The organism is Nostoc spongiaeforme FACHB-130 (assembly GCF_014698475.1).
Classification (GTDB): Bacteria; Cyanobacteriota; Cyanobacteriia; order Cyanobacteriales; family Nostocaceae; genus Nostoc_B; species Nostoc_B spongiaeforme.
The window spans coordinates 48,473-69,109 of record NZ_JACJTB010000003.1; the positions used below are offsets into that span (position 1 = coordinate 48,473).

At 39.4% G+C, this 20,637-nt stretch carries 18 protein-coding genes; 10 read left to right on the top strand and 8 right to left on the bottom strand.

The window, feature by feature from the left end; translation table 11 throughout:
• Nucleotides 1–8 precede the first annotated feature (8 nt).
• Nucleotides 9–1,016: a ferritin-like domain-containing protein gene (locus tag H6G74_RS04215; RefSeq protein WP_190966484.1), complete on the top strand. Its 1,008-nt coding sequence runs from the start codon at nucleotides 9–11 to the stop codon at nucleotides 1,014–1,016.
• Between the two features lie 85 nt (nucleotides 1,017–1,101).
• Here the strand turns inward: H6G74_RS04215 and H6G74_RS04220 are convergent, their stop codons facing one another.
• Nucleotides 1,102–2,679 carry a hypothetical protein gene (locus H6G74_RS04220; protein WP_190966485.1) on the bottom strand — a complete coding sequence of 526 codons (1,578 nt, stop codon included), beginning with the start codon at nucleotides 2,677–2,679 and terminating at the stop codon, nucleotides 1,102–1,104.
• Between the two features lie 250 nt (nucleotides 2,680–2,929).
• Between H6G74_RS04220 and H6G74_RS04225 the strand changes: the two genes are divergently transcribed.
• A complete protein-coding gene (locus tag H6G74_RS04225) occupies nucleotides 2,930–4,549 on the top strand; it encodes an ArnT family glycosyltransferase (RefSeq protein ID WP_190966486.1) in 1,620 nt (539 codons plus the stop codon).
• Nucleotides 4,550–4,644: 95 nt separating this feature from the next.
• On the opposite strand, the gene H6G74_RS04230 is transcribed toward H6G74_RS04225, so the two are convergent.
• Nucleotides 4,645–5,013, bottom strand: coding sequence for a hypothetical protein (locus H6G74_RS04230; RefSeq protein WP_190966487.1), 369 nt, complete (start codon nucleotides 5,011–5,013; stop codon nucleotides 4,645–4,647).
• 622 nt (nucleotides 5,014–5,635) lie between these two features.
• Here H6G74_RS04230 and H6G74_RS04235 point away from each other — a divergent pair.
• Complete coding sequence (locus tag H6G74_RS04235; RefSeq protein ID WP_190966488.1) at nucleotides 5,636–7,534, top strand: chloride channel protein; 1,899 nt, start codon at nucleotides 5,636–5,638, stop codon at nucleotides 7,532–7,534.
• A 58-nt stretch (nucleotides 7,535–7,592) separates the two neighbouring features.
• Here H6G74_RS04235 and H6G74_RS04240 read toward each other — a convergent pair whose 3' ends face one another.
• Nucleotides 7,593–8,006 carry an AbrB family transcriptional regulator gene (locus H6G74_RS04240; RefSeq protein ID WP_190590752.1) on the bottom strand — a complete coding sequence of 138 codons (414 nt, stop codon included), beginning with the start codon at nucleotides 8,004–8,006 and terminating at the stop codon, nucleotides 7,593–7,595.
• 436 nt (nucleotides 8,007–8,442) lie between these two features.
• Here H6G74_RS04240 and H6G74_RS04245 point away from each other — a divergent pair, with 436 nt between their 5' ends.
• The 6 genes from H6G74_RS04245 to H6G74_RS31705 all read left to right on the top strand — a co-directional run bounded on the left by H6G74_RS04245 (nucleotide 8,443) and on the right by H6G74_RS31705 (nucleotide 12,065).
• Nucleotides 8,443–8,886, top strand: coding sequence for an Rrf2 family transcriptional regulator (locus H6G74_RS04245; protein ID WP_190590751.1), 444 nt, complete (start codon nucleotides 8,443–8,445; stop codon nucleotides 8,884–8,886).
• Nucleotides 8,887–9,118: 232 nt separating this feature from the next.
• On the top strand, nucleotides 9,119–10,075 hold the full coding sequence (cbiB, locus tag H6G74_RS04250) for an adenosylcobinamide-phosphate synthase CbiB (protein ID WP_390849032.1): 957 nt from the start codon (nucleotides 9,119–9,121) through the stop codon (nucleotides 10,073–10,075).
• A gap of 49 nt (nucleotides 10,076–10,124) precedes the next feature.
• Nucleotides 10,125–10,661, top strand: coding sequence for a bifunctional pyr operon transcriptional regulator/uracil phosphoribosyltransferase PyrR (pyrR, locus tag H6G74_RS04255; protein ID WP_190966490.1), 537 nt, complete (start codon nucleotides 10,125–10,127; stop codon nucleotides 10,659–10,661).
• Between the two features lie 166 nt (nucleotides 10,662–10,827).
• The gene (locus H6G74_RS04260; RefSeq protein ID WP_190966491.1) at nucleotides 10,828–11,457 is read left to right on the top strand and encodes a PAP/fibrillin family protein; all 630 of its coding nucleotides are present in this window, start codon (nucleotides 10,828–10,830) and stop codon (nucleotides 11,455–11,457) included.
• 73 nt (nucleotides 11,458–11,530) lie between these two features.
• Entirely contained in the window at nucleotides 11,531–11,722 is a 192-nt protein-coding gene (locus H6G74_RS04265) for a hypothetical protein (RefSeq protein WP_190673330.1), read from the top strand.
• Between the two features lie 211 nt (nucleotides 11,723–11,933).
• Nucleotides 11,934–12,065, top strand: coding sequence for a hypothetical protein (locus tag H6G74_RS31705; protein ID WP_313888450.1), 132 nt, complete (start codon nucleotides 11,934–11,936; stop codon nucleotides 12,063–12,065).
• On the opposite strand, the gene H6G74_RS04270 is transcribed toward H6G74_RS31705, so the two are convergent.
• The 3 genes from H6G74_RS04270 to H6G74_RS04280 form a co-directional block, all read right to left on the bottom strand.
• Nucleotides 12,049–13,941: a hybrid sensor histidine kinase/response regulator gene (locus H6G74_RS04270; RefSeq protein WP_190966492.1), complete on the bottom strand. Its 1,893-nt coding sequence runs from the start codon at nucleotides 13,939–13,941 to the stop codon at nucleotides 12,049–12,051. The genes H6G74_RS31705 and H6G74_RS04270 overlap by 17 nt on opposite strands.
• On the bottom strand, nucleotides 13,907–14,404 hold the full coding sequence (locus tag H6G74_RS04275; protein ID WP_190966493.1) for a response regulator: 498 nt from the start codon (nucleotides 14,402–14,404) through the stop codon (nucleotides 13,907–13,909). The genes H6G74_RS04270 and H6G74_RS04275 overlap by 35 nt, the downstream gene beginning before the upstream one ends.
• Before the next feature lie 311 nt (nucleotides 14,405–14,715).
• The gene (locus tag H6G74_RS04280) at nucleotides 14,716–17,172 is read right to left on the bottom strand and encodes a PAS domain-containing protein (RefSeq protein WP_190966494.1); all 2,457 of its coding nucleotides are present in this window, start codon (nucleotides 17,170–17,172) and stop codon (nucleotides 14,716–14,718) included.
• 224 nt (nucleotides 17,173–17,396) lie between these two features.
• On the opposite strand from H6G74_RS04280, the gene H6G74_RS04285 reads away from it, so the two are divergent.
• Nucleotides 17,397–17,882 carry a molybdenum cofactor biosynthesis protein MoaE gene (locus tag H6G74_RS04285; protein WP_190966495.1) on the top strand — a complete coding sequence of 162 codons (486 nt, stop codon included), beginning with the start codon at nucleotides 17,397–17,399 and terminating at the stop codon, nucleotides 17,880–17,882.
• A gap of 296 nt (nucleotides 17,883–18,178) precedes the next feature.
• Here the strand turns inward: H6G74_RS04285 and nifX are convergent, their stop codons facing one another.
• Nucleotides 18,179–18,580, bottom strand: coding sequence for a nitrogen fixation protein NifX (gene nifX / locus H6G74_RS04290; RefSeq protein WP_190966496.1), 402 nt, complete (start codon nucleotides 18,578–18,580; stop codon nucleotides 18,179–18,181).
• A gap of 74 nt (nucleotides 18,581–18,654) precedes the next feature.
• On the bottom strand, nucleotides 18,655–20,022 hold the full coding sequence (nifE, locus tag H6G74_RS04295; protein WP_190966497.1) for a nitrogenase iron-molybdenum cofactor biosynthesis protein NifE: 1,368 nt from the start codon (nucleotides 20,020–20,022) through the stop codon (nucleotides 18,655–18,657).
• Nucleotides 20,023–20,637 lie beyond the last annotated feature (615 nt).

The window sequence follows — 20,637 nt, forward strand, 5'->3', positions numbered from 1 at the left end:
GTACATCTATGAGTTTCACCACAACTAAGAACACTGCAATTAGTGAACTATTAAGAACGGAAAGTGCAAATAGAGATATTGATTGGCTTAAAGATAGTTTAAATGCAGCAATAGAATTAGAGTTAGCAACTTTACCCCCGTATCTTTGCGCGTGGTGGTCAATTAAAGATGACAATGAAACTGCTGCTAAGTTAATTCGTACTGTGCTGATGGAAGAAATGCTGCACATGGGATTAGTTGCTAATATGCTGACAACTATCGGTGGTACACCGAAAATCAACAGTGTATTACCAAGCTATCCCGGTAATTTACCAGGAGGTATCAGACCTCAATTAACAGTATATTTAGCAGGTTTAAGTAAAACTTATTTAGACGAAGTTTGTAAGCAAATTGAATATCCTGAAAGTGGGCCAATTGCTTTCTTTGCTGGTGAAACTTACCCTACTATTGGCGCTTTTTATGATGCTGTTCTTGTAGCATTTCAAGAACTCAAACCAGCAATGTCTGGCACTAATCAGCTAACTGATGATTCAGTCGGCGGACATAAGTTATATGCTATCAATACACTAGCTGATGTCGAAAAAGCAATTACAGAAATTAAGGTGCAAGGAGAAGGAACTTCCCTGTCGCCAGATGCAGAAGGATTTGGTGGTGAACTTGCCCATTATTATAAATTTGATGAAATTTCTCATGGTCGGAAATTAATTCAAGTCGATGGTGTTTGGCGATATGCAGGTGAGGTTGTACCATTTCCTGAAACATATCCAATGGCACAAGTTCCTGAAGGTGGTTGGCAAAATCCATCACCAGAAGTCAGCGCACTGTTAAATCAATTTAATAGTGCTTTTAAAGCAGTTTTAGATGAACTTGAACTAGCTTGGACTACTGGCAATAAAGATAAACTTAGTAGTGCAATTGGATTGATGTTTAGTTTGAAAGCACCTGCTATTCAACTTATGCAAATTCCTTTACCTGATGGTAGTGGTAATTATGGCCCAGATTTTCTAATTTATTAACATTTAGACATCAAAATCTGGTAACACACAATTAAGGCATGATTTTCGTTGGATGGGTGATGAAACCCATCCTTATTTTTTCGGACTATTCACGATCAGGAACTGCGGGTTTTTTCCCGGAATTACGCACATTGACAACCTTACTCAGTAAATCGAACCAAAAAGGCGCACCCATTGAAATGGCAATTCCACTGATAAACCAGCCTGCAACCATTGTGAAATAGTTTGGGATGAGGGAAGTGGTAGATTGATTATTTCCCGTGGCTTTTGGTAGTTGTTGGTTGAGGTTGACTTGGTTCCAGCCAATTGGGAGAGAAATATCTGTCAAAACTTGGTCGGTTGCTTCTTTGAGTTGTTTTAAATTTTGAGATGTATTAGTTTCGACTATTTGACCAGCACTATTGACAATTGCTGTGCGAATAGCTGTATCTTTCGATAGTCTGCTGACAATATGGAATGTATCTGCGTTGGCAATAATAGCGATCGCAAAACCAATTAGCAACGCTACACCTTTGGCATTCCGCTTGTAAACACCAGAGGCGCGTTCCATTGAGTTATTGAAGGTTTGCTCAATTTCGCGGCGTAATATATTAACGCCATCCTCTGTGGATTTGGCTTTAAGTTGAGCGCGTTTGGCTAATGTCGCCATATTACCCACTACCGATGGCGGTAGTTTTTGACTGAACTGTTCTAATCTTTGGCTGAGATATTGAAATGTTTGGTATGCTTCGCTATCTTGATCTTGAAACTCCTTGATAAACTCTTGTTGAACGTCACTACCAACACTAATTAACTGTACAACTTCGTTAATCCCAGGGCGTAATCCTTTTAAGCAAATTGTCTGTTCAATATCATCAAAAGTATCTGCTCTTAAAATTTTTAACCGCTCAAGAGCATTGTTTAATAATTCATGTTCTGGCATATCAGCAGCAAAACATCCGATATATCTATCGACACTTTTAGCCATCCGATTTAGTCCAGTAGATAAATCTATTTTATCTTTCTGTAAATCAGCAATAATCTGTTTAAAACTTTCTGTCACAGTTTGATGAAATTCATCACGAGTATTTGCTAAAAACTGCTGAATATGAGCATCAGTATTATCTATCCTGGCTTCTATCCTAGATAAGATAATTTCAAATTCCGCTAATTGCTGATGTGTAAAATTTATCAGTCTTGATTCTGTTAACTTTTGGACTAACTTGGGTAAGCCTAATGTGTCCATTAAGGTTGTCGCAAATGTTTCTGCAGGGATGTAAGAAGGCGCACTATGTTTCTGCTTTCGCCCCTCATCTTTGCCATTTCTAACATAACCAAAAATACTTTTCGTTCTCTTTTCTCCTGGTAGAGAAAACTTATTCAGAATAGAAGATAATAACCAAATAAACTTCCGTGGTAAAGTTGTTAAAAATCCTTTAGCTTCTTGGTTAACACTTTGCAGCAAGGGATGATTATATAAGTCATTTACTAGTTGAATGACATTATCATCATCTGATTTACTGACATCACCTGCAATCAGAATTTCAATGGACTTTTTTAAGTGAACAGCCCGCCATTGTAAGACTGTAGTAATTAGTTCCTGGATTTCTGAAGCCAATAAGCTTAATATTAAGTAAATAAATACTAATCCAATTGTTATATCTAGTATAAAAGGTAGATTCATCGACTGTTTCCCAACGAATAATACACACCTGGTTGGTAACAGTTGTATCATTTTTATCAATCAATGAGTGTTAAATAAAATGAAAAATAATAGTAGGGTTGCTCAAAAAATTTATCGCTAATCAGAGAAAATTGAGTTAACCTGGGAATCTAGTAATTGTAAAAACAAATTTTGTAACAGGGTGCAACATTAGAGATGCGCTTTGGTCTCTATGCAGTCAAACTAGCAAGTAAAATGATGATCGTAGAATATGCAACAAGGAAGCTTTATTTGGGGTCATCGAGAAAAGCAGCATCGGGCGCTGGAAAAATGGATTGATCGCGTTTGGATATTAGTATTGCTGTTGGCGGCGGTACTATTATTTAGTATCAATCTGGGAAGCTTACCGCTACGAGATTGGGATGAAGGAACCATTGCCCAAATTTCCCGTGAAATTTGGAATGCACCCGCAGGTTCCCTACGTTGGCTTTATCCGACTTTAGGCGGCGAACCCTACTATAACAAGCCACCTCTAGCCCATTGGTTAATTGCGGGAACTTACGCTGTTGTCGGCGTGAATGAGTGGACAACACGTTTACCCGGAGCAATTTTAACAGCTTTGTCTGTGCCGTTGCTTTACTGCATTGGGCGAGAAATCTTTCGTCAACGTTGGGCGGCGGTTTATAGTGCTTTAATTTATCTGACAATGCTGCCTGTGGTACGTTATGGCAGATTAGCGATGAGCGATGGCGTGTTAGTCTGCTTTTTGCTAGTGATGATGCTGTGTGTATTGCGATCGCGCCGTGATTTACGCTATTGCTTGGGAGTGGGGATTAGTTTTGGTTTGATTTGCCTCACACAAGGGTTTTTCGGTATTTTTCTGGGTGCGATCGCCATGATATTTTTATTTTGGGATACCCCCAGATTGCTCACAAGTTACTATTTCTGGACAGGTATCTTGATCGGAATTTTGCCGGCTGTGGGTTGGTATGTTGCCCAAATCCGGCACTATGGTTATGCTGTTGTGGAAGCAGGCTTACAAAATCAATCTCGTAGCCAAGTTGATACATTTCTCATCAACAGTTATCAAGTACCTTGGTATTACGTGATTGAGCTTTTGAAGTGGACATGGCCTTGGTTACTATTTTTACCCCAAACTGGGCGTTATGTTTGGGAAAATCGCAACCTCAGTTGGGCGAAATTAATTCAGGTGTGGTGTGGCTTTTACTTGGTTAGTATTTCTTTGTTAGATACCAAATTACCTTGGTATATCTTGCCAATTTACCCAGCTTTAGCTTTAGCTTTTGGGGCGCTATTAGCTGAGACAGAAAACTTACCTTTACTGTCATCTTATCCCCGGAGTTGGGTAGTGGGATTGTCTGTACTGGCGGTTCTGGCTTCTGCTAGTAGTATGTATTTTAGTTGGGGTATACCACCCAAAACAGATTTACAACTGATGTTTGCCGCAGTTGCAATCACGATGATTTTGGCAGCAATTTTAGCAGAACGTGGTGATGGACAATTTTTAAGGATTTTATTTTGGGGAAGTTATATTGCGTTATTTTTATTAGTCAAATCTAACTATTGGGCTTGGGAATTATCGGAAGCTTATCCAGTTAAACCAGTAGCGATGATGATCTCCCGTGTGAATCCTGCTGTCAAAAAGATTTATACATCTTTTCCTTACCATCGTTCGTCTTTAGATTTTTACAGCGATCGCACTATTATTCCAGCTAAGGCAGACGAACTACAATATTATTGGCAATACAGCAGCAAACCCTACTTTTTACTCAATGGTGCAGCACTAAATAACCTCCAGTTAAAATCAATGAAAATCATCGATCAAGCTGAAGGTTGGAAATTAGTGACAAAAGAAGCACCAAGGTTATGAAGTGTGAAATTGCCGGAATTCATACTTCATACCAATTGAATATGAAGCTACACCTATAAATTCTGTAGAGACGTTGTATACAACGTCTCTACAACTTAGTCTTGAATTCTTTCGTTTTTCGGCAAAGTCAACTCATCGTGGTTGGTGTTTTGCTGCATAATGGCGATCGCACCGAATAAAACTGCACCGCCAAGTGCTAGAGTAAGCAAAGGTCGTCTTAGTGGGAGAAAATCCCGGACAATTCTGGCTAAGGGGCTACTTTGGCGACGCAATGCCGAAGCTAGAAGTATATGCTTAAAAGTAAAGGGGTCGCGGACATAATGACCGCTACGACAGACAACTAATCTTTCCTGGCAATAGGGACAGGTAAATAAACCTATATAAGCCTTGATTGGTTTGGGTCTAGCATTTCTTTGGCAAATTGGGCAAGTAACATAATGATTATCAAATATGGGTGTGTTCATTTACCTTGTCCGCCTAGTCCATCTACTTGCTCGATAAAGATAGGTATATTGAATTTGGGAGTAACACATAGTAGCTTTACTAATTGAGGATGATGACCTGAAGCCAGTGATTTAGGATTGACTCTGAACGTGGGGGTACAGAAGTTGAAGATTTTAAATGGAGGATTTTGGATACTTTCTGCCCAGCAGCGACGACAGATGAACCAAAAAAATCTAAAATCGGCAATCTCAAATCGAAAATCGGCACAGTCAATCATCCTTTAAGTGTTCTACTAGGGATAACTCAATGGTTGCAACACGAGTATAGCTAGATTTGAGTGAAGATGACTGCTGTTTGCTGCTCACTTATGGTACATCTACTCAATACCTTAATAATGTATTTTATCGGAAGAAAATTGCGAAACTGCTAATTTTTACCATACCAGCGATCGCTGACCATTGAATATTAATTTTCCGTCATCTGGCTGTTCTCCTAGAAAACTTTCACCCAATACATTTTTTTAATCAAAGCTTTATAAATCCCGCTAATCTCACTTACTTGTCTGGTTGATAAATAATGGCTCACAATGAGAAATAACAGATAACTATTTAAATTTTTTCTTACATTTACCCCAACCGTTCAATGACTCTCTTGCCTCCCACCAACGTCAGGAAGGTAACGGAACAACCTGCACTTCCTACACCTACTAACCGCTTAACACATCTCATTAACCGTTTTCAACCCACACCGGAAACAGTTGTGCTGTTTTTAGCCATATTAATTGGTGGTGGTACTGGTATGGGTGTAGTGACATTCCACTATTTAATTGAGCTAATTCACCATCTGATGTTAGAAGATTTGATGAGTGTAATTGGCGCTTGGGGCGGCTGGACTTTAGCCTGTGTCCCCATTTTGGGTGGATTAGTTGTCGGATTAATGCGCTGGCGCACCCAAGATTTTGGCCCTAGTTTGTCAACTTTAATCGCCGCCTCCCAAGGAACAGCAGTTCAGCGTCCCTTAAGGCCTGTCACCAAAATGATTGCCGCATCTGTTTCTTTGGGAAGTGGGGCTTCGTTGGGGCCAGAAGGGCCGAGTGTGGAAATTGGCGCTAACTTTGGGATGTTGTTGTCGCTCATTCTCCAAGTCTCCCAAGAACGTCAGCGTTTGCTGTTAAGTGCTGGTGCAGCCGCAGGTTTAGCCGCCGGATTTAATGCACCGATCGCTGGGGTATTTTTTGCCTTAGAAGTAGTTATGGGGGCGACATCTTTTGCCACTTCGGCGGTGAGTGTGGTGTTACTCGCGGCGGTGGTGGCGGCGTTAATTGCCCAAATTGGCTTAGGGACGCAACCTGCCTTTACTTTACCTGCATACCAAGTCCGTAGCCCGTTTGAATTACCTTTGTATCTCGGCTTGGGTTTGGGCGCGAGTTTAATTTCTTTGTCTTATACCGAATTAATTCGGTTAGCGAAAGCTGGCTTTGCTGGTACAATTCCTGGCTTGGAATTTTTTCAAAGTATCCCCAAATCAATTCACCCAATTATCGGCGGGGTAATTTTAGGCCTAGTGGCTTTGCAATTTCCCCAAATTTTAGGCATTGGTTATGGTACTGTCCAAGCCATGCTGCAAGATGTGGAATTTTCCTTAAATCTGTTGCTGGCTTTGCTGGTAGTAAAATTATTAATGACAGCCATTAGTGCCGGGAGTGGTTTTGTGGGTGGTTTATTTGCCCCAGCCATGTTTTTAGGCGCTTCTTTCGGCTCGGCTTATGCCAAAATTTTATGTCTCATCGTCCCAGGAATTGACGCATATATGGCCGCACCCCCAGCTTATGCAATGGTGGGGATGGCTGCTGTGTTGGCTGCTAGTGTGAGAGCGCCATTAACTGCGATTATTATGCTGTTTGAATTAACTCGTGATTACCGCATTGTTTTACCGTTAATGGCTGCGGTGGGTTTAAGTGTATGGTTGATAGACCAAATTAAACCAAATGTTAACTCTAACTCGAAGCTGCAACAATTTGGTTTAGCCGATTTAAAGGATGAGCAAGCAGAAATTGTGCAGGAAATTTTAGTGGAAGATGCTGTACTTTCCTGCCCAAAAAAATTACCTGCAACTTTAGGATTGTTAGAAGCCGCGATAGAAATGACCCGCGATCGCATACGCAGTGCTTTAGTAATTAATGAAGCCCAGCAATTAGTCGGGATTATTTCTTTAGAAGATATTAATCGCGCTCTGACTCGCTGGCAAAATTACCAAAATTCTGCCACAGAAAATAATGGTGAATTATCCAATCAAACTCTCATGGATATTTGCACCACAGAAATTCTCTATGCTTGGCGGGATGAACCTTTATCTGAAGCTTTAGATCGGATGGCTTTGCGTGGTTTGCATCAATTACCAGTGGTAGCTAGAGACAACCAAGAGCGCATTTTGGGTTTATTAGAAAAAGAGCAAATTGCATTAACCTGCAATTTAGCCGCCACCCGCAAAACACTCCATAAATATATTTTTAGTCAAAAGTCAATGGTCAAAGATCAATAGTTAATAGTCATGATTTCTATTGACTGTTGACTCTTGACTTTGCACTCTTGACTATTTATTATGCTGAGGCTTCGATTTCCTCAATACCTTCTCTGTCTTCTGGATCTACTTGACGCAGACGAATGTGCTTCTTCCCTAAAGTGATCAGAAATTCGTCACCAGGCTTGAGATTCATCTGTTTTGTGTAAGCAGAACCAATCAGTAAGTTACCGTTGGATTGCACACTAATCCGATAGCTGGCACTGCGTCCGCCCCGTCCATTTGCATTCGGCGCACTATCTAATTGAATGCCTTCAGCATCAATGAGAGCATTCAAAAATTTCATCATATTGACACGCTCTATACCATTTTTGGTCACGGTATAGTAGCCGCACTCCTTAGCTTTTTCTTCTTTGCTAAGGTTCTCTAGCTCTTTGACTTTTTTGAGCAGATCCTCCCCAACTAGGGGTTCAATTTTTTTCTGTTTAGGCATCAACTTAGGTTGAAAATGAATGGTTGAAGTAGTTGAATCGATTTTATTTTAGCTGAGGTTGAGTTGATAGGAACAAAATTCATTCGTTTTTATATCAACCTAGCCAAGTATATTACAATCCTAGCCAGAATTGTTGCACAATTATCAATAATGTCAAGACAATCTATTGTTTAGATATCGACAATGCTGATGGCTATATATAGTTTGGAAAAAACTGCTAAACTATAATTGTTTAAGTTTTTTAAACTAAGACAAAAAAGTTTATCTACTCAGTCAGCTTGCTTCTGGGAACATAAAATGATAAGCAACCCTGATTTTTAGTCAATCATCCATAGTCCACAGTCAAAGGCAAAATCTATTTATTAGTAATTTTCTAACTTGTGACTATTGACCATTGAGCATTGACTATTGACTTTTGACTCTTGACTAAAAAATAATGAAACTAACTACCAAAGGACATTACAGTGTCAAAGCATTGCTAGATTTAAGCTTACAGCCAGATTATGGGCCGGTATCTGTCAGAGCGATCGCTCAACGTCAAGATATTCCTGCACCATACCTGGAAAAATTACTAATAGAAATGCGCCGTTCGGGGTTAGTTAAATCAATTCGGGGCAGCATTGGTGGCTACCAACTAGCAAGAGAACCCAAAGAAATATCTATCGGACAAATATTAGAAGCCGTCGGCGAGACCATTACCCATATTCCCGATCGCCACCCAACACCAATACAAGCAGAAGATTGGGTAACATACACTCTCTGGCAAAGACTCAACCAAAAACTGAAAGAAGCTTTATACAGCATTACCTTGGCTGATCTTTATTACGATGCCCGCAGTTGGCAAGCATCTTTAGGGGAAGAAGCAAGTTTTGTGGTTTAGTCAGTGGTCATTAGTCATTAGAGGATGTTTTAAAATTCCTAGCGTTGGTAGCCAAACATTTTAGATCCCCCTAAATCCCCCTTAGCAAGGGGGACTGTAAGAGACTCTTAGCCCACCTTTTTAAGGGGGGTTGGGGGGATCTGGAAGTGCAGATAAACACAACTAACCGCTTTTAAAAAAACCTCTTAGCAACACTCCAGACAAATGACTAATGACAAATGACAAAGGACAAATGACATTAATCATCGCAGCAATTTTAGATTTCTTAATAGGTGATCCTTGGGGTTGGCCGCATCCAGTCCAAGTCATGGGATGGATAATTTCTCGCTTCACAAAATTTGCATTATCGATATGTCAAAATTCCATAACACAAAGAATCGCGGGAATTGTCCTGGCGATGATTTTAATTATGGGTAGTGGCGGCATCGGCTGGTTAATCATTCGCGTTGCTCACTGGTTACATCCAATATTTGCCATAGTTATAGAAAGTATTATTTTGGCTAGTTGTTTTGCCTTGAGAAGTTTACGAACCGCCGCCACTGATGTTTTACAACCTTTAATTGCGGGTAATTTATCCCAGGCGCGTCAAGCTTTAAGTAATTATGTGGGTCGAGATACCCAAAACCTTTCAGAAGCAGAAATTTTGCGTGCTGTGTTAGAAACAGTCACCGAAAATGCCACCGATGGAGTTATGGCTCCATTGTTTTATGCTGTAGTTGGTGCTTGCTTGCCAAATGTAGGTGCAGTTCCTTTGGCTTTAGCCTATAAAGCCAGCAGCACCTTAGATTCAATGGTGGGTTATAAAGAAGCGCCTTACACTTATATAGGTTGGTTTAGCGCCCGGTTAGAAGATTATTTAACTTGGCTACCTTGTCGCTTAACTGTAATTACTTTGGCACTGTTATCGGGTAAGTTATTGCATGTTTGGCGGATATGTCGCAGAGATGCCATTTTAGATCCCAGTCCCAATTCTGGTTGGAGTGAATGTGCTTATGCGGCAATTTTGGGTGTACAGATGGGTGGGATAAATTGGTATCGGGGTGTGGCGAAAGAGAAACCCTTGTTAGGTGATGCCATTTACCCAATTACGGCGACTAGTATTGATCAAGCTTTACAACTAACGCGCTATAGCTTTTTATTGTGGTTAGGAATAGCGATCACTATACTATTCTTGCTGCCAAACAGGTAATGATAGAAGTAATCAGTCAATTGACTATTGACTATTAACCAAACTTTTTATGTGTGCAAAAGTAGTTGAAATTCTCTCATCAGAAGATTTACGGCGTACCTTAACTCGCTTGGCTTCCCAAATTGTCGAGCGATCGCGCGATTTATCGCAATTAGTACTTATGGGTATTTATACCAGAGGCGTACCCTTAGCAGAATTACTAGCACGTCAAATTGAAACCCTAGAAGGCGTAAGCGTACCTGTAGGAGCTTTAGATATTACTTTTTATCGAGATGACCTTGACAAAATTGGCTTGCGGACTCCTGCCAAAACCAACATTCCTTTTGACCTGACTGGAAAAACCGTCGTCTTGGTAGATGATGTCATTTTCAAAGGTAGAACCATTCGCGCTGCTTTAAACGCTGTGACTGAGTATGGTAGACCGGAAATTATTCGTTTAGCAGTGTTAGTAGACAGGGGTCATCGAGAAGTACCAATTCAAGCAGATTTTGTTGGCAAACAATTACCCACCGCTAAAGAAGAAGTCGTCAAAGTTTATTTACAAGATTTAGATGGGCGAGATGCAGTAGAGTTAATTGGAGATTAAAACCAGTGGTTGCACAAAATTAAATTCATGCGTGGAGGTAGGGAACAGAAAAAGAATGTGTCTAATTAATTCTGTGTGAGTAGTTAGGACTATGTTTGTGGCTGAAACTTCTGAACATACTCAGAACTCAGCACTCAGAACTCAGCACTCTATAAGGTTTTAACCCTTGACTAGTCAACTCTTATCAAAAGAAAAATTGCAAGCATCACTCCAGAATATCCAAACCAACAGTGATGACTCTCCCATAACCAATTTGCAGCTAGACAAAACTACAGCCGCAGAAATTGAACAATTAACCACAGAACTAGAAAGTGTTAATCCTTATCCTTACCCGCTTGTATCTGCGATTGCTTTACTAGATGGCGCTTGGCAATTGCAATACTCCACCGCCAGAGAAATCCGTTCTTTAGCTTCCTTGCCACTAGGCTTAAAGGTAGGTAGAGTTTATCAAGTGATTGATGTTGCCAATCAAAGATTTTTCAATTTAGCTCAAGTGAAACATGCTCTGGGGCTAGTATCGGGATACGTAAGAGTCACAGCTAATTTCGAGCCTGTAGCCGACAAACGCATCAACGTCTATTTTGACAAACGCTACCTATCAGTTGAGAAGATTATTGGGATTAACACTCCGCAACTCAATCCATTTAAGGTGATTCCTGCTAATAATCCTGCTGGTAGAGTCGCCACCCTTGACATTACTTACCTGGATGAAACCTTAAGAATTGGACGTGGTGGTGATGGTAGTTTGTTTATTCTGACTAAATCTGAGCATTTACTAGAAGGCTCAGGTGATTGAATTTTGTAGAAGCGATCGCATTTTTGCCTGTATATAGTTTGATAAAACAAGGGTAGAGTTTGAGCTACCACTAATGACTACTACCAAAATTCATTTAGCTGTTGCCATTCATCAGATGATTTTGTTGGTGTTTTACACAGAGATTGATTGCTGGCAGTTTCGGTTAATTAGTCCTGGTGGTGCCGTTTTTGGTGAGCGCAAACTTTACTTTACACCCGAAGCGGCGGAGAAAGCAGGGCGGGAGTGGATTCAACAAGGTTCTTAATTCAGAAACTCTTACACTCCACATCCAGTCTAAACAGCAAACAGAACAATAGCTCTACCTGAACCCCTAGCAGGTTGATTCTGCACTGTGTTCTTGAAAGAAAATCTGTAACTCATGGATTTTTGAAATCTGTGTATTTTTAGTATTACTTATATAATACAAATATATTACATTGGTTGTCTACTCTAAATAGTTTTGCAAGTAACTGAGGGTGAACAGCTTCATTTCTGCTATCAGCCGTTGTCTCAAAGGTGGTTCTTGGCTGAGGGAAAGCCACATTAAAGTACCGCGCTTTTACCAAGACAAAGGCGATCGCGTCATAAAGTTTAGTTTTTATCTTTGATAAAACTAATCGCTTCTAATAACTGACTAGCTGTATAAGGTTTAGACAAAAAAGCTTTAACTCCCATATCATAAGCGGCGTTCACTTTATCACTAGAAGCAAGTCCAGAGATAGCGATAATTTTGACTTCTGGGTTGATTTTTTGCAATGTGCGAATAGTAGTCAGACCATCCATAGAAGGCATAGCCATATCAGTTAATACCAAAAAAATTTCATCTCTATTTTCAGCATATAAAGCTATAGCTTCAATTCCATCGCTGGCGGTAATTGCTTTGTAATTATAACTTTCCAGAGATGTTTTAGTAATCTCCCGAATGGCAGCTTCATCATCAACAATCAAAATTAATTCTCCATTACCGATAGGAAATACTGGTTCTACTTCTTCTAAAGTTTCTGTGATTTCCTGTGCAGGCAAATATATTTTAAATTGACTACCTTGCCCCTCTTCACTATAGACATTGATAAAACCACCGTGGTTTTTCACAATTCCTAGTACTGTCGAAAGTCCTAGTCCAGTGCCTTTACCAATTTCTTTAGTCGTAAAAAATGGCTCAAATATACGGTCTAATATTTCTGCGGGAATCCCCAGACCGGTGTCAATTACAGAAATCATTATATACGGGCCGACTTTAGAATCAAGGTGCATATTGGCATAATTTTTATCTACCAAGAAATTTTCGGCGGTAATTTTTAAAATACCCCCATTGGGCATAGCATCACGGGCATTAACACACAAATTCATCAGCACTTGATGTAGTTGAGTTGCATCACCAGATATAACCCACAGATTTTGCGCTACTAAAGTTGTAATTTCAATAGTTTTGGGAAAGGTTTCTTTGACAATTTGCTGAATTTCGATGATTAAATGCTTAAATTGTAAAAGGCTACGTTCTCCCTCCATTCCCCGCGTAAAAGATAAGACTTGTTTGACTAAATTTGCACCACGTTTAGCGTTAGTTATTAATATGGGTAATAATTTCCGAGAACGCTCATCTTGTAATTGTGCTTCTAAAAGTTGAGCTGTCATTAAAATTGGTGCTAAGACATTATTTAGGTCGTGAGCAATACCACTAGCTAATGTGCCAATACTTTCTAACCTTTGCGCCCGCAGAAATTGGGCTTCTAGTTGTTGTTTTTGCGTAATGTCTGTATTGACAACTAAAATTGCTTGGGGTTGGTGTGCAAAATCTCGTACTAATGTCCAACGACTTTCGACAATAATTTTTTTATTAGCTGCTGTGGTTTGGTGTAATTCTCCTTGCCAAGAGCCATGTTTCATTAATAACCGCAGTGCTTCTTGCAATTGAAACAAATTTTTTTCTTGCCACAATTCTGGTGTTTTTTTACCAATTACTTCGTCTTTTTGCCAACCGTATAAAGTTTCTGCGGCTTTGTTCCAAAACAAAATTTTGTCGTCTAAATCGCGGACAAAAATTGCATCGGTGGCGACATCAAGTAAGGCGGCTTGTTCGCGGATTTTTTGTTCTGTTTGTTTGCGTTCAATGGCGTAGCGAATGGAACGTTCTAATAAAGGTGCGGTTAATTGACTTTTTTCTAAATAATCGGCTGCACCGGCTTTCATGGCTTCGATATCAATTTCTTTATCGCCTTGGCCTGTAAGCAGAATCATTGGTGCAGTACAACCATTAGCCACTGCTTCGTGTAAAAGTTCGAGTCCGTTGTGGATACCTAAACGATAATCTACGAGATATATATCATGTAAATTTTGGGCGATCGCCTGTTGTGCATCTGCATAATTATCTATCCATGACAACTCACAGCTTGCTACTTGAAATTCCTCGAACCAATCACGAGTCAAAATATAATCATCTTCGTCATCATCAATGAGTAGAACTCTGATTGGGTTTTTCTTCATTTTCGCCTCCCACTACTGCTAGTGGTAATTCCACGATTTCAAACCAGTATTTTCCAAAGGTTTCCATTAGTTCTACTAAGGCAGAAAATGTCATCGGCTTGACTATGTAAGAATTAGCACCCAAACTGTAGGTGTGATGGATATTTTCTTCTGCCTTTGAGGTTGTCAGGACAATAATCGGAATAGTTCTTAGTTCTGGGTCAGTTTTAATTTCTTCCAAAACCTCCAAGCCGTTTTTTTTGGGCATATTCAAGTCCAGTAAAATTAAGCCGGGACGTGGCGCAAGGGTGCTGTCCGCATATTGACCACGACGATGGAGATAATCCATCAGTTCTTCACCATTGCTGACATTATGTAAATCGATTGGCAATTTACTGACGGTTATTGCCTCACGGATTAACATACTGTCATCTTCGTCATCATCAGCCATTAAGATAGTCACGGTTGGTTGCCGACCCTTCACTCTGAATTTTCTCCTGAAATATATACTTATTAGTATGGATTAAAGCTTGAGAAAAAACTTAAATATTCTGCCATTTGAGACATCAGGTAAAGATTTCAGCCATGATTTGAGATTAAATTACTAAACTTGCGATTTAAAGTAGATATTCACCTCCTTGATTTATGCTTTAGCTTATAGTAGCTGTTCTAGATTCTGGCTTTCAAGTCATCAGTTCTATGGCTTTGCTGGGAAGGTGTTGGTAGTATTAGGATGTATTTGTCCAATAAACCCTATTTTTCAGGACTTGAGTAATACCTTTGGAGGAAGAAAAATTATATAGGAAAATTAATTGGCAAAATAACAATAAATTTTGTACCTTTTCCTGGGGTACTTTGAGCAGTAATTGTGCCAAAATGCCGTTCAGCGATTTTGCGACAAATCGTTAAGCCAATGCCTGTACCTTCATATTCTCGACGACCATGTAACCTTTGAAAAATTTGAAAGATGCGATCGCTATACTTTTGTTCAAATCCAATACCATTATCTTCGACGATAATTTGACAAAATTCCAAACCCACGGCTAATTGGGCTGATTGATTATTTAAATGTTGACTATATATTTTGACAATAGGTGTGATTTGGGGGTGATGAAATTTCAAGGCGTTGCCAATCAAATTTTGCATTAATTGGCGCATTTGCAAGGGATCAGCTTTAATAGTTGGTAAATCTCCAAGTTCTATGGTTGCGCCTGTTTGTTGAATCAGCACTTCTAAATCAGACAATACCTCTTGGGTAATTTGCGCTAAACTTACAGATACAAAAGGCTGCGCTCTGGTTGTTACCCTTGAGAGTGTTAACAAACCTTCAATTAAAGTTTGCATTCTCAAAACAGCATTCTGCATTCTTTCTAAATAATCAGACGCAGCTTCAGGTAAAGAGTCACCGCAAGTAATCATCAACCTTTCGCTAAAAGTTTTAATTTTGCGTAGCGGTTCTTGTAAATCATGGGAAGCGATAAAGGCAAATTCTTGCAGTTCTTCATTAGAACGGCTAAGTTCTTGTCGTTGACGAGTTTCTGTTTCTAGAATTTTGCTTTGGGCTAAAGCAATGCCAATTTGATCTGCCAGTTGTTGCAAAAGTTCAATTTCCCAGTTATTCCATTGTCGGGGATGTACACACTGATGGGCAATTAATAAGCCCCAGAGTTGATTTTGTAGAAAAATTGGTACCGAAACAATGGCTTTGACACCCAATTTTTGCAGCATTTTCAGATGTGTTGGTGAGATGTCTGCTGCTTGTTCTTGGTCTAAATTACTAATGGCGTTAATTGTTCCCTGACTGTATTTTAAAAGGTACATTTGTCCAATATTTGGCTCGTTACATTCCAGACTAGAGGCCATTGGTAAACCATTTACTACAGCTTCTTTTAAAATCAAGATTGAGCCATTAGAACGTATTCGTAAAATCACAACTCTATCAGCACACAGTAATTTTTGTACCTCTGTGACACTGGTTTGCAAAATTTCGTCAATCTGTAGAGACTGGCGAATTTTTACAGTGATATCAGCAAATAATTGCGATCGCAGATTTTGCCATTGCAATTGTGCCTGTACTCGCTTACGTTCGGTAATATCCATCATAGCACCAATCATCCGCACTGGTTTACCTGTTTGGTCATGGACAATATAAGCCCGGTCTAAAATGTAAGCATAGGAACCATCATGACGACGAAAGCGGTATTCATGTGACCAAAATTGTTGACCGCTATTGATTGCAGCCCACATACTAGGATCAATTATTTGTTGATCTTCTGGATGTATGCGTTCATACCACCAACTTAAATCAGCATTCAATTCTGCCAATGGATAGCCAAACAGTGTTTGTACAGCTTGATTCCACCACACTTGATTCGTCAGCAAATCCCAATCCCAAATCACATCATTTGTTGCACGGGTAATAATTTGAAATCGCTCTTCACTCTGGCGTAATTCCGCTTCTGCTTGTTTACGCTTGGTAATATCTATCACTATGCCAGACATTCGCACGGGTTCCCCAGCCGTGTTGCGAAAAACTACACCTTTGCTCACTAACCAGCGAATGCTACCATCAGGTAAAACAATGCGAAATTCTACATCATACTCGGCATCTGTTTGCACTGCTTGGATTACCGCAATATTGACAAAATCACGGTCTTGGGGGTGAACATAGTGCAGAAAAGTTTTATACTGACCATCAAAACTACCAGGTTCTAAGCCAAACAGTGCTTCTTTGTTGTCTGACCAAGTAACTTGATTGGTAACTATATCCAAGTCCCAAGTTCCCATCCGGGCAGCTTCTAAGGCAATTTTCATTTGAGCCTCTCGTAATTGCGCCTGTTGGTTTTGCTGACGTAATTGCTTGATGGCGCGAGATGCTGCTAAAAGATGGCGAATTCTGTGGGATAATACGACCCATTGAATTGGTTTAGTAATGTAGTCGGTTGCACCCACAGCAAAAGCTCGCTCTACAGATTCTGGCTCATAGGCAGCTGTAATCATTAATATTGGTGTATCTTGAATATTTGGTAATTTTTGTAATTGATGGCAGCAAGTAAACCCATCCATGACGGGCATAATTGTATCTATAATTACCATATCTGGATGTAAATTAGTGTAGATAGTAATAGCTTTGCAAGCATTACTAGCTTCTACAACTCGATATCCTGCATATTCCATCAGTTGACGCAGTTGAATTCTGGTTAATTCATCGTCATCGACAATCAGAATCAGTGCCGAATCTTGATTAGTCATAGTAATTAGTAGTTCGTCATAAATTTTATTACCTCCCCTACAATGTGTTTATTGATTTATCGTTGTTCATCCAGAATTTTATGCAGAACTTGTAGTAATTCTGAAGTAGCGTAGGGTTTGGGTAAAAAGACTATAAGACTTACGTAGTTAAGATAAAAGATTGTTTAAAAGATTACAAATTAACTGTTTTACAATCCAAAATCCAAATTATGATCAACTCCATTATGACTAATACATTGACTTCTCCCATTAAACCAAGAAGTGAAGATAGTTTTGCAATTACCTTTGTCCCATTATCCGTAGAGGAAATCTACGCCAAGGCTGATGATCCAGCTAACGGGGCTGTGGTAATGATGAGTGGTATGGTACGCAACAACACTGATGGACAACCTGTAGTCGCTTTAGAATATCAAGCCTATGAACCAATGGCGATGCAGGTGTTTTATCAAATTGCGGCTGATATTCGTACATTTTGGCCTGATGTTAAACGAGTTGTGATTCATCACCGCATTGGTAGGTTACAAGTAGGAGAAATCAGCGTTTTAGTTGCAGTAGGTTGTCCTCATCGCGGTGAGGCGTTTGAAGCCTGTCGCTATGCTATTGATACTCTCAAGCATAACGCGCCAATTTGGAAAAAAGAACACTGGCAAAATGGTTCTAGCACTTGGGTGAGTATTGGTGCTTGTGAACAGTCAGGACAAAATTGCTAAAATTCTCCAACTAATCACTCGCTTATGTCCATGTTTTGTCTAGAGAACAGGCAGAAAATTCGGCGGTATTAGATCAGCAAATAGTTCGTCTTAGAGGATGTTGGAAAAGTTGACAGTTGAGTAAAAAAAGCTCTCAAGGCATCAGCTGTAAATAAGTATATACAGCACCGTTGAGAGCAATAAATAAACCATACTCTAGTGTTCTGACATTAGAGCAATGGAAATTATTAAAACTATTAATTACAGCAGCCAAAACAGGTGGTCAGTAGATTTTCTCTACTCAACTGTTTGATGAACTACTCTTCCTTACAAGAATATGCTAATTCATGATTTTCTTGTAATAAGGCTTTACGCAACATAGGTGGTGCATCACCATTCAGACTTTTAACCAATACATGCAAAATATCAGGCACTGTATCATATTCTTGCGCTCTGACAATAGTCATACCCTGCTTAATTAACTTGTTGCCTACTGGCTTACCAATAGCCTTAACATACAAAATTTTGCAGTCAATAATTGCTTCCATTTTGGGTGTGATTTTATCCTCATGGGCAGCTTCTTCTAAATCACCTTCAAAGATTAAAGTTTCAACAAATTCAAATCCATCTTTGGTTACTTCATAGACATCAATTTCTTTTGCAACACCAAAATGAGTGTTAATGTGAGTACCATCGCTAGTGGTAAAAGCTACTTTCATTGATTTGCTCCGTCAAAAATTAATTGTTGTTTGTAAGTTCATCAATTTTCATCCTCCCACCCTCCCACCTTTTGCTAATCCCAAGGAGCAGGCTGTCTAATTTGCTCCCACACAGGACTATACAAAGCTTCATAAAATTCTTTTGCCATCGTTAGCATTCCTATATAGCCAGAATAGGCGTGATGGCGTTCATGGTTAACATCTAAAAAAGGTATTCTTGCTTTCAGTGCTGTATATTGATTACTGGCTCCAGCAACTAAAATATCGGCTTTTGTATCTTCTATTGCTTGTAGTAAAGCCTTGGGGCTACCCTTGGCTAAAACCATCCCATTTTGACCAAGTAATTGCTTAATTTTAACTTTTTCATCTTGGGTATTCTTTCTATCACTAGCAGCAACAACTTCCATTCCCAAGTTTTTTGCTGCTAGGATAATTGACCAACTCTTTACACCACCACTATAAAGAACAATGCGTTTACCTTGCAGTTGCGAACGATAAAAACTTAAGGCAATATTTAAAGCTTCTGTTTCCTCAGAAATTAACCATTCAGTTCGTTCTTGTAGGTATTGTTCACCTAATGCTGCGGCAATATTTCGCAAGCAATGATTAATATTTTCTACACCATAAAAAGATTCTTCAATATAAGGTATGCCATAACGCTCTTGCATTTTTTGTGCCATTTGTAGTGATACATTCGAGCAGATTACTACATTTAATTTGGCACGGTGAGCATAGCAAATTTCTTGATAATGAGCATCACCTGTAATTTTGCTCAAAACCCGAATACCTAGTTTTTTGAGAAGCGGTAAAATATTCCAAATTTCACCAGCAACATTATAGTCACCAATAATATTAATATCGAGTGGTGTAGTAAATTCCGGTTCCGCAGTACCTACTACATATTCTAATAAAGCTTCCCCACCAATGCGATTACCTAAATTCTTACTTCCCAAAAATCCAGGTGCATCTATATGAATAACTGGAATCCCGACTTGATGTGCTGCTTGCTTACAAATATTTTCTATATCATCACCAATCAAAGCAGTTACACAAGTAGCATAGACAAAAATAGCAGCAGGATTGTAGCGGTGAGCAATTTCTTGAATTGCTTTATCTAGTTTTTTTTCACCACCAAAAATAATATTATTCTCACCTAGATCAGTAGAAAAGCCCATTTGATATAGTTGAGAATTAGAAGATAAACTACCACGACTACCCCAAGGATTACGAGTACAACTAACAGGCCCATGTACTAAATGAGCCACATCAGTAATTGGCCCAAGCGCAACCATCGCCCCCTCAAAAGGACAATTACCTTGGGCTGCGCCTGGTTTGGGTGGTTTTTTACAAGGTTTAGTTTTTCTGCTCTGCAATTTTTTGACGTTATATTCGCAGGCGATTTCGTTGAGTAATTGGTTGATTTGTTCTTGTGTCTGTTTCATTGCTTTTTTCTTGTCAGATGATATGGGTGAAGAGGTAGTAATGTTAATAGAACTTACGCATAAAAACGAAAAATCAAGGGTTTTAGTGAGGGTATAGGGGTACAGGGTATAAGGGTGTATGTATCTAAAACTCTTACACCCAATCTTCATAGATAATCTTTGTGCGTAAGTCCTGGCTAAATTACAACAAGAAAAATTGAATTTATAATTAGCAGACTCAAAGTGACAAGACATATAACAGTCTGTTTATCCACAAACTTTTATAGTACTGGAGTATGCTGGTTTAGAAGAAGAAAGATAGGGGAATAGAGAGTAAAAGGAGCAAGCACAATAACTCTACAAAAAGAAAGGAGTCGGATGATTTACCTCATATCCCCTATCAGCAAAACACTATTACAGGCCAACCAATGTACTTGGCCTAGTTGTAATTACTTTGATGTTGAGTGAATTTATTTGAGTTTAATACAGCACAGAACAAATAAACTCACTATTTAAAACAGCCTTGTAACTTCTTGATTGCAGAACGAATAAAGTACGGAGTCTACGGAGACTGCGAGAACTAACTAAGTAGCACCTCTAGGAAAAATAGCCAAGTCTTGTAGTTTTGATGAAAGA

Bases quoted from the DNA above. Each gene is read 5' to 3' on its own strand.
- nifX (WP_190966496.1), bottom strand. From the start codon at position 18,580: ATGAAAGTAGCTTTTACCACTAGCGATGGTACTCACATTAACACTCAT.
- H6G74_RS04240 (WP_190590752.1), bottom strand. From the start codon at position 8,006: ATGCCTAAACAGAAAAAAATTGAACCCCTAGTTGGGGAGGATCTGCTC.
- H6G74_RS04230 (WP_190966487.1), bottom strand. From the start codon at position 5,013: ATGAACACACCCATATTTGATAATCATTATGTTACTTGCCCAATTTGC.
- H6G74_RS04270 (WP_190966492.1), bottom strand. From the start codon at position 13,941: ATGAAGAAAAACCCAATCAGAGTTCTACTCATTGATGATGACGAAGAT.
- H6G74_RS04265 (WP_190673330.1), top strand. From the start codon at position 11,531: ATGACTACTACCAAAATTCATTTAGCTGTTGCCATTCATCAGATGATT.
- H6G74_RS04225 (WP_190966486.1), top strand. From the start codon at position 2,930: ATGCAACAAGGAAGCTTTATTTGGGGTCATCGAGAAAAGCAGCATCGG.
- H6G74_RS04235 (WP_190966488.1), top strand. From the start codon at position 5,636: ATGACTCTCTTGCCTCCCACCAACGTCAGGAAGGTAACGGAACAACCT.
- H6G74_RS04215 (WP_190966484.1), top strand. From the start codon at position 9: ATGAGTTTCACCACAACTAAGAACACTGCAATTAGTGAACTATTAAGA.
- pyrR (WP_190966490.1), top strand. From the start codon at position 10,125: ATGTGTGCAAAAGTAGTTGAAATTCTCTCATCAGAAGATTTACGGCGT.
- H6G74_RS04245 (WP_190590751.1), top strand. From the start codon at position 8,443: ATGAAACTAACTACCAAAGGACATTACAGTGTCAAAGCATTGCTAGAT.
- cbiB (WP_390849032.1), top strand. From the start codon at position 9,119: ATGACATTAATCATCGCAGCAATTTTAGATTTCTTAATAGGTGATCCT.
- nifE (WP_190966497.1), bottom strand. From the start codon at position 20,022: ATGAAACAGACACAAGAACAAATCAACCAATTACTCAACGAAATCGCC.
- H6G74_RS04220 (WP_190966485.1), bottom strand. From the start codon at position 2,679: ATGAATCTACCTTTTATACTAGATATAACAATTGGATTAGTATTTATT.
- H6G74_RS04280 (WP_190966494.1), bottom strand. From the start codon at position 17,172: ATGACTAATCAAGATTCGGCACTGATTCTGATTGTCGATGACGATGAA.
- H6G74_RS04285 (WP_190966495.1), top strand. From the start codon at position 17,397: ATGACTAATACATTGACTTCTCCCATTAAACCAAGAAGTGAAGATAGT.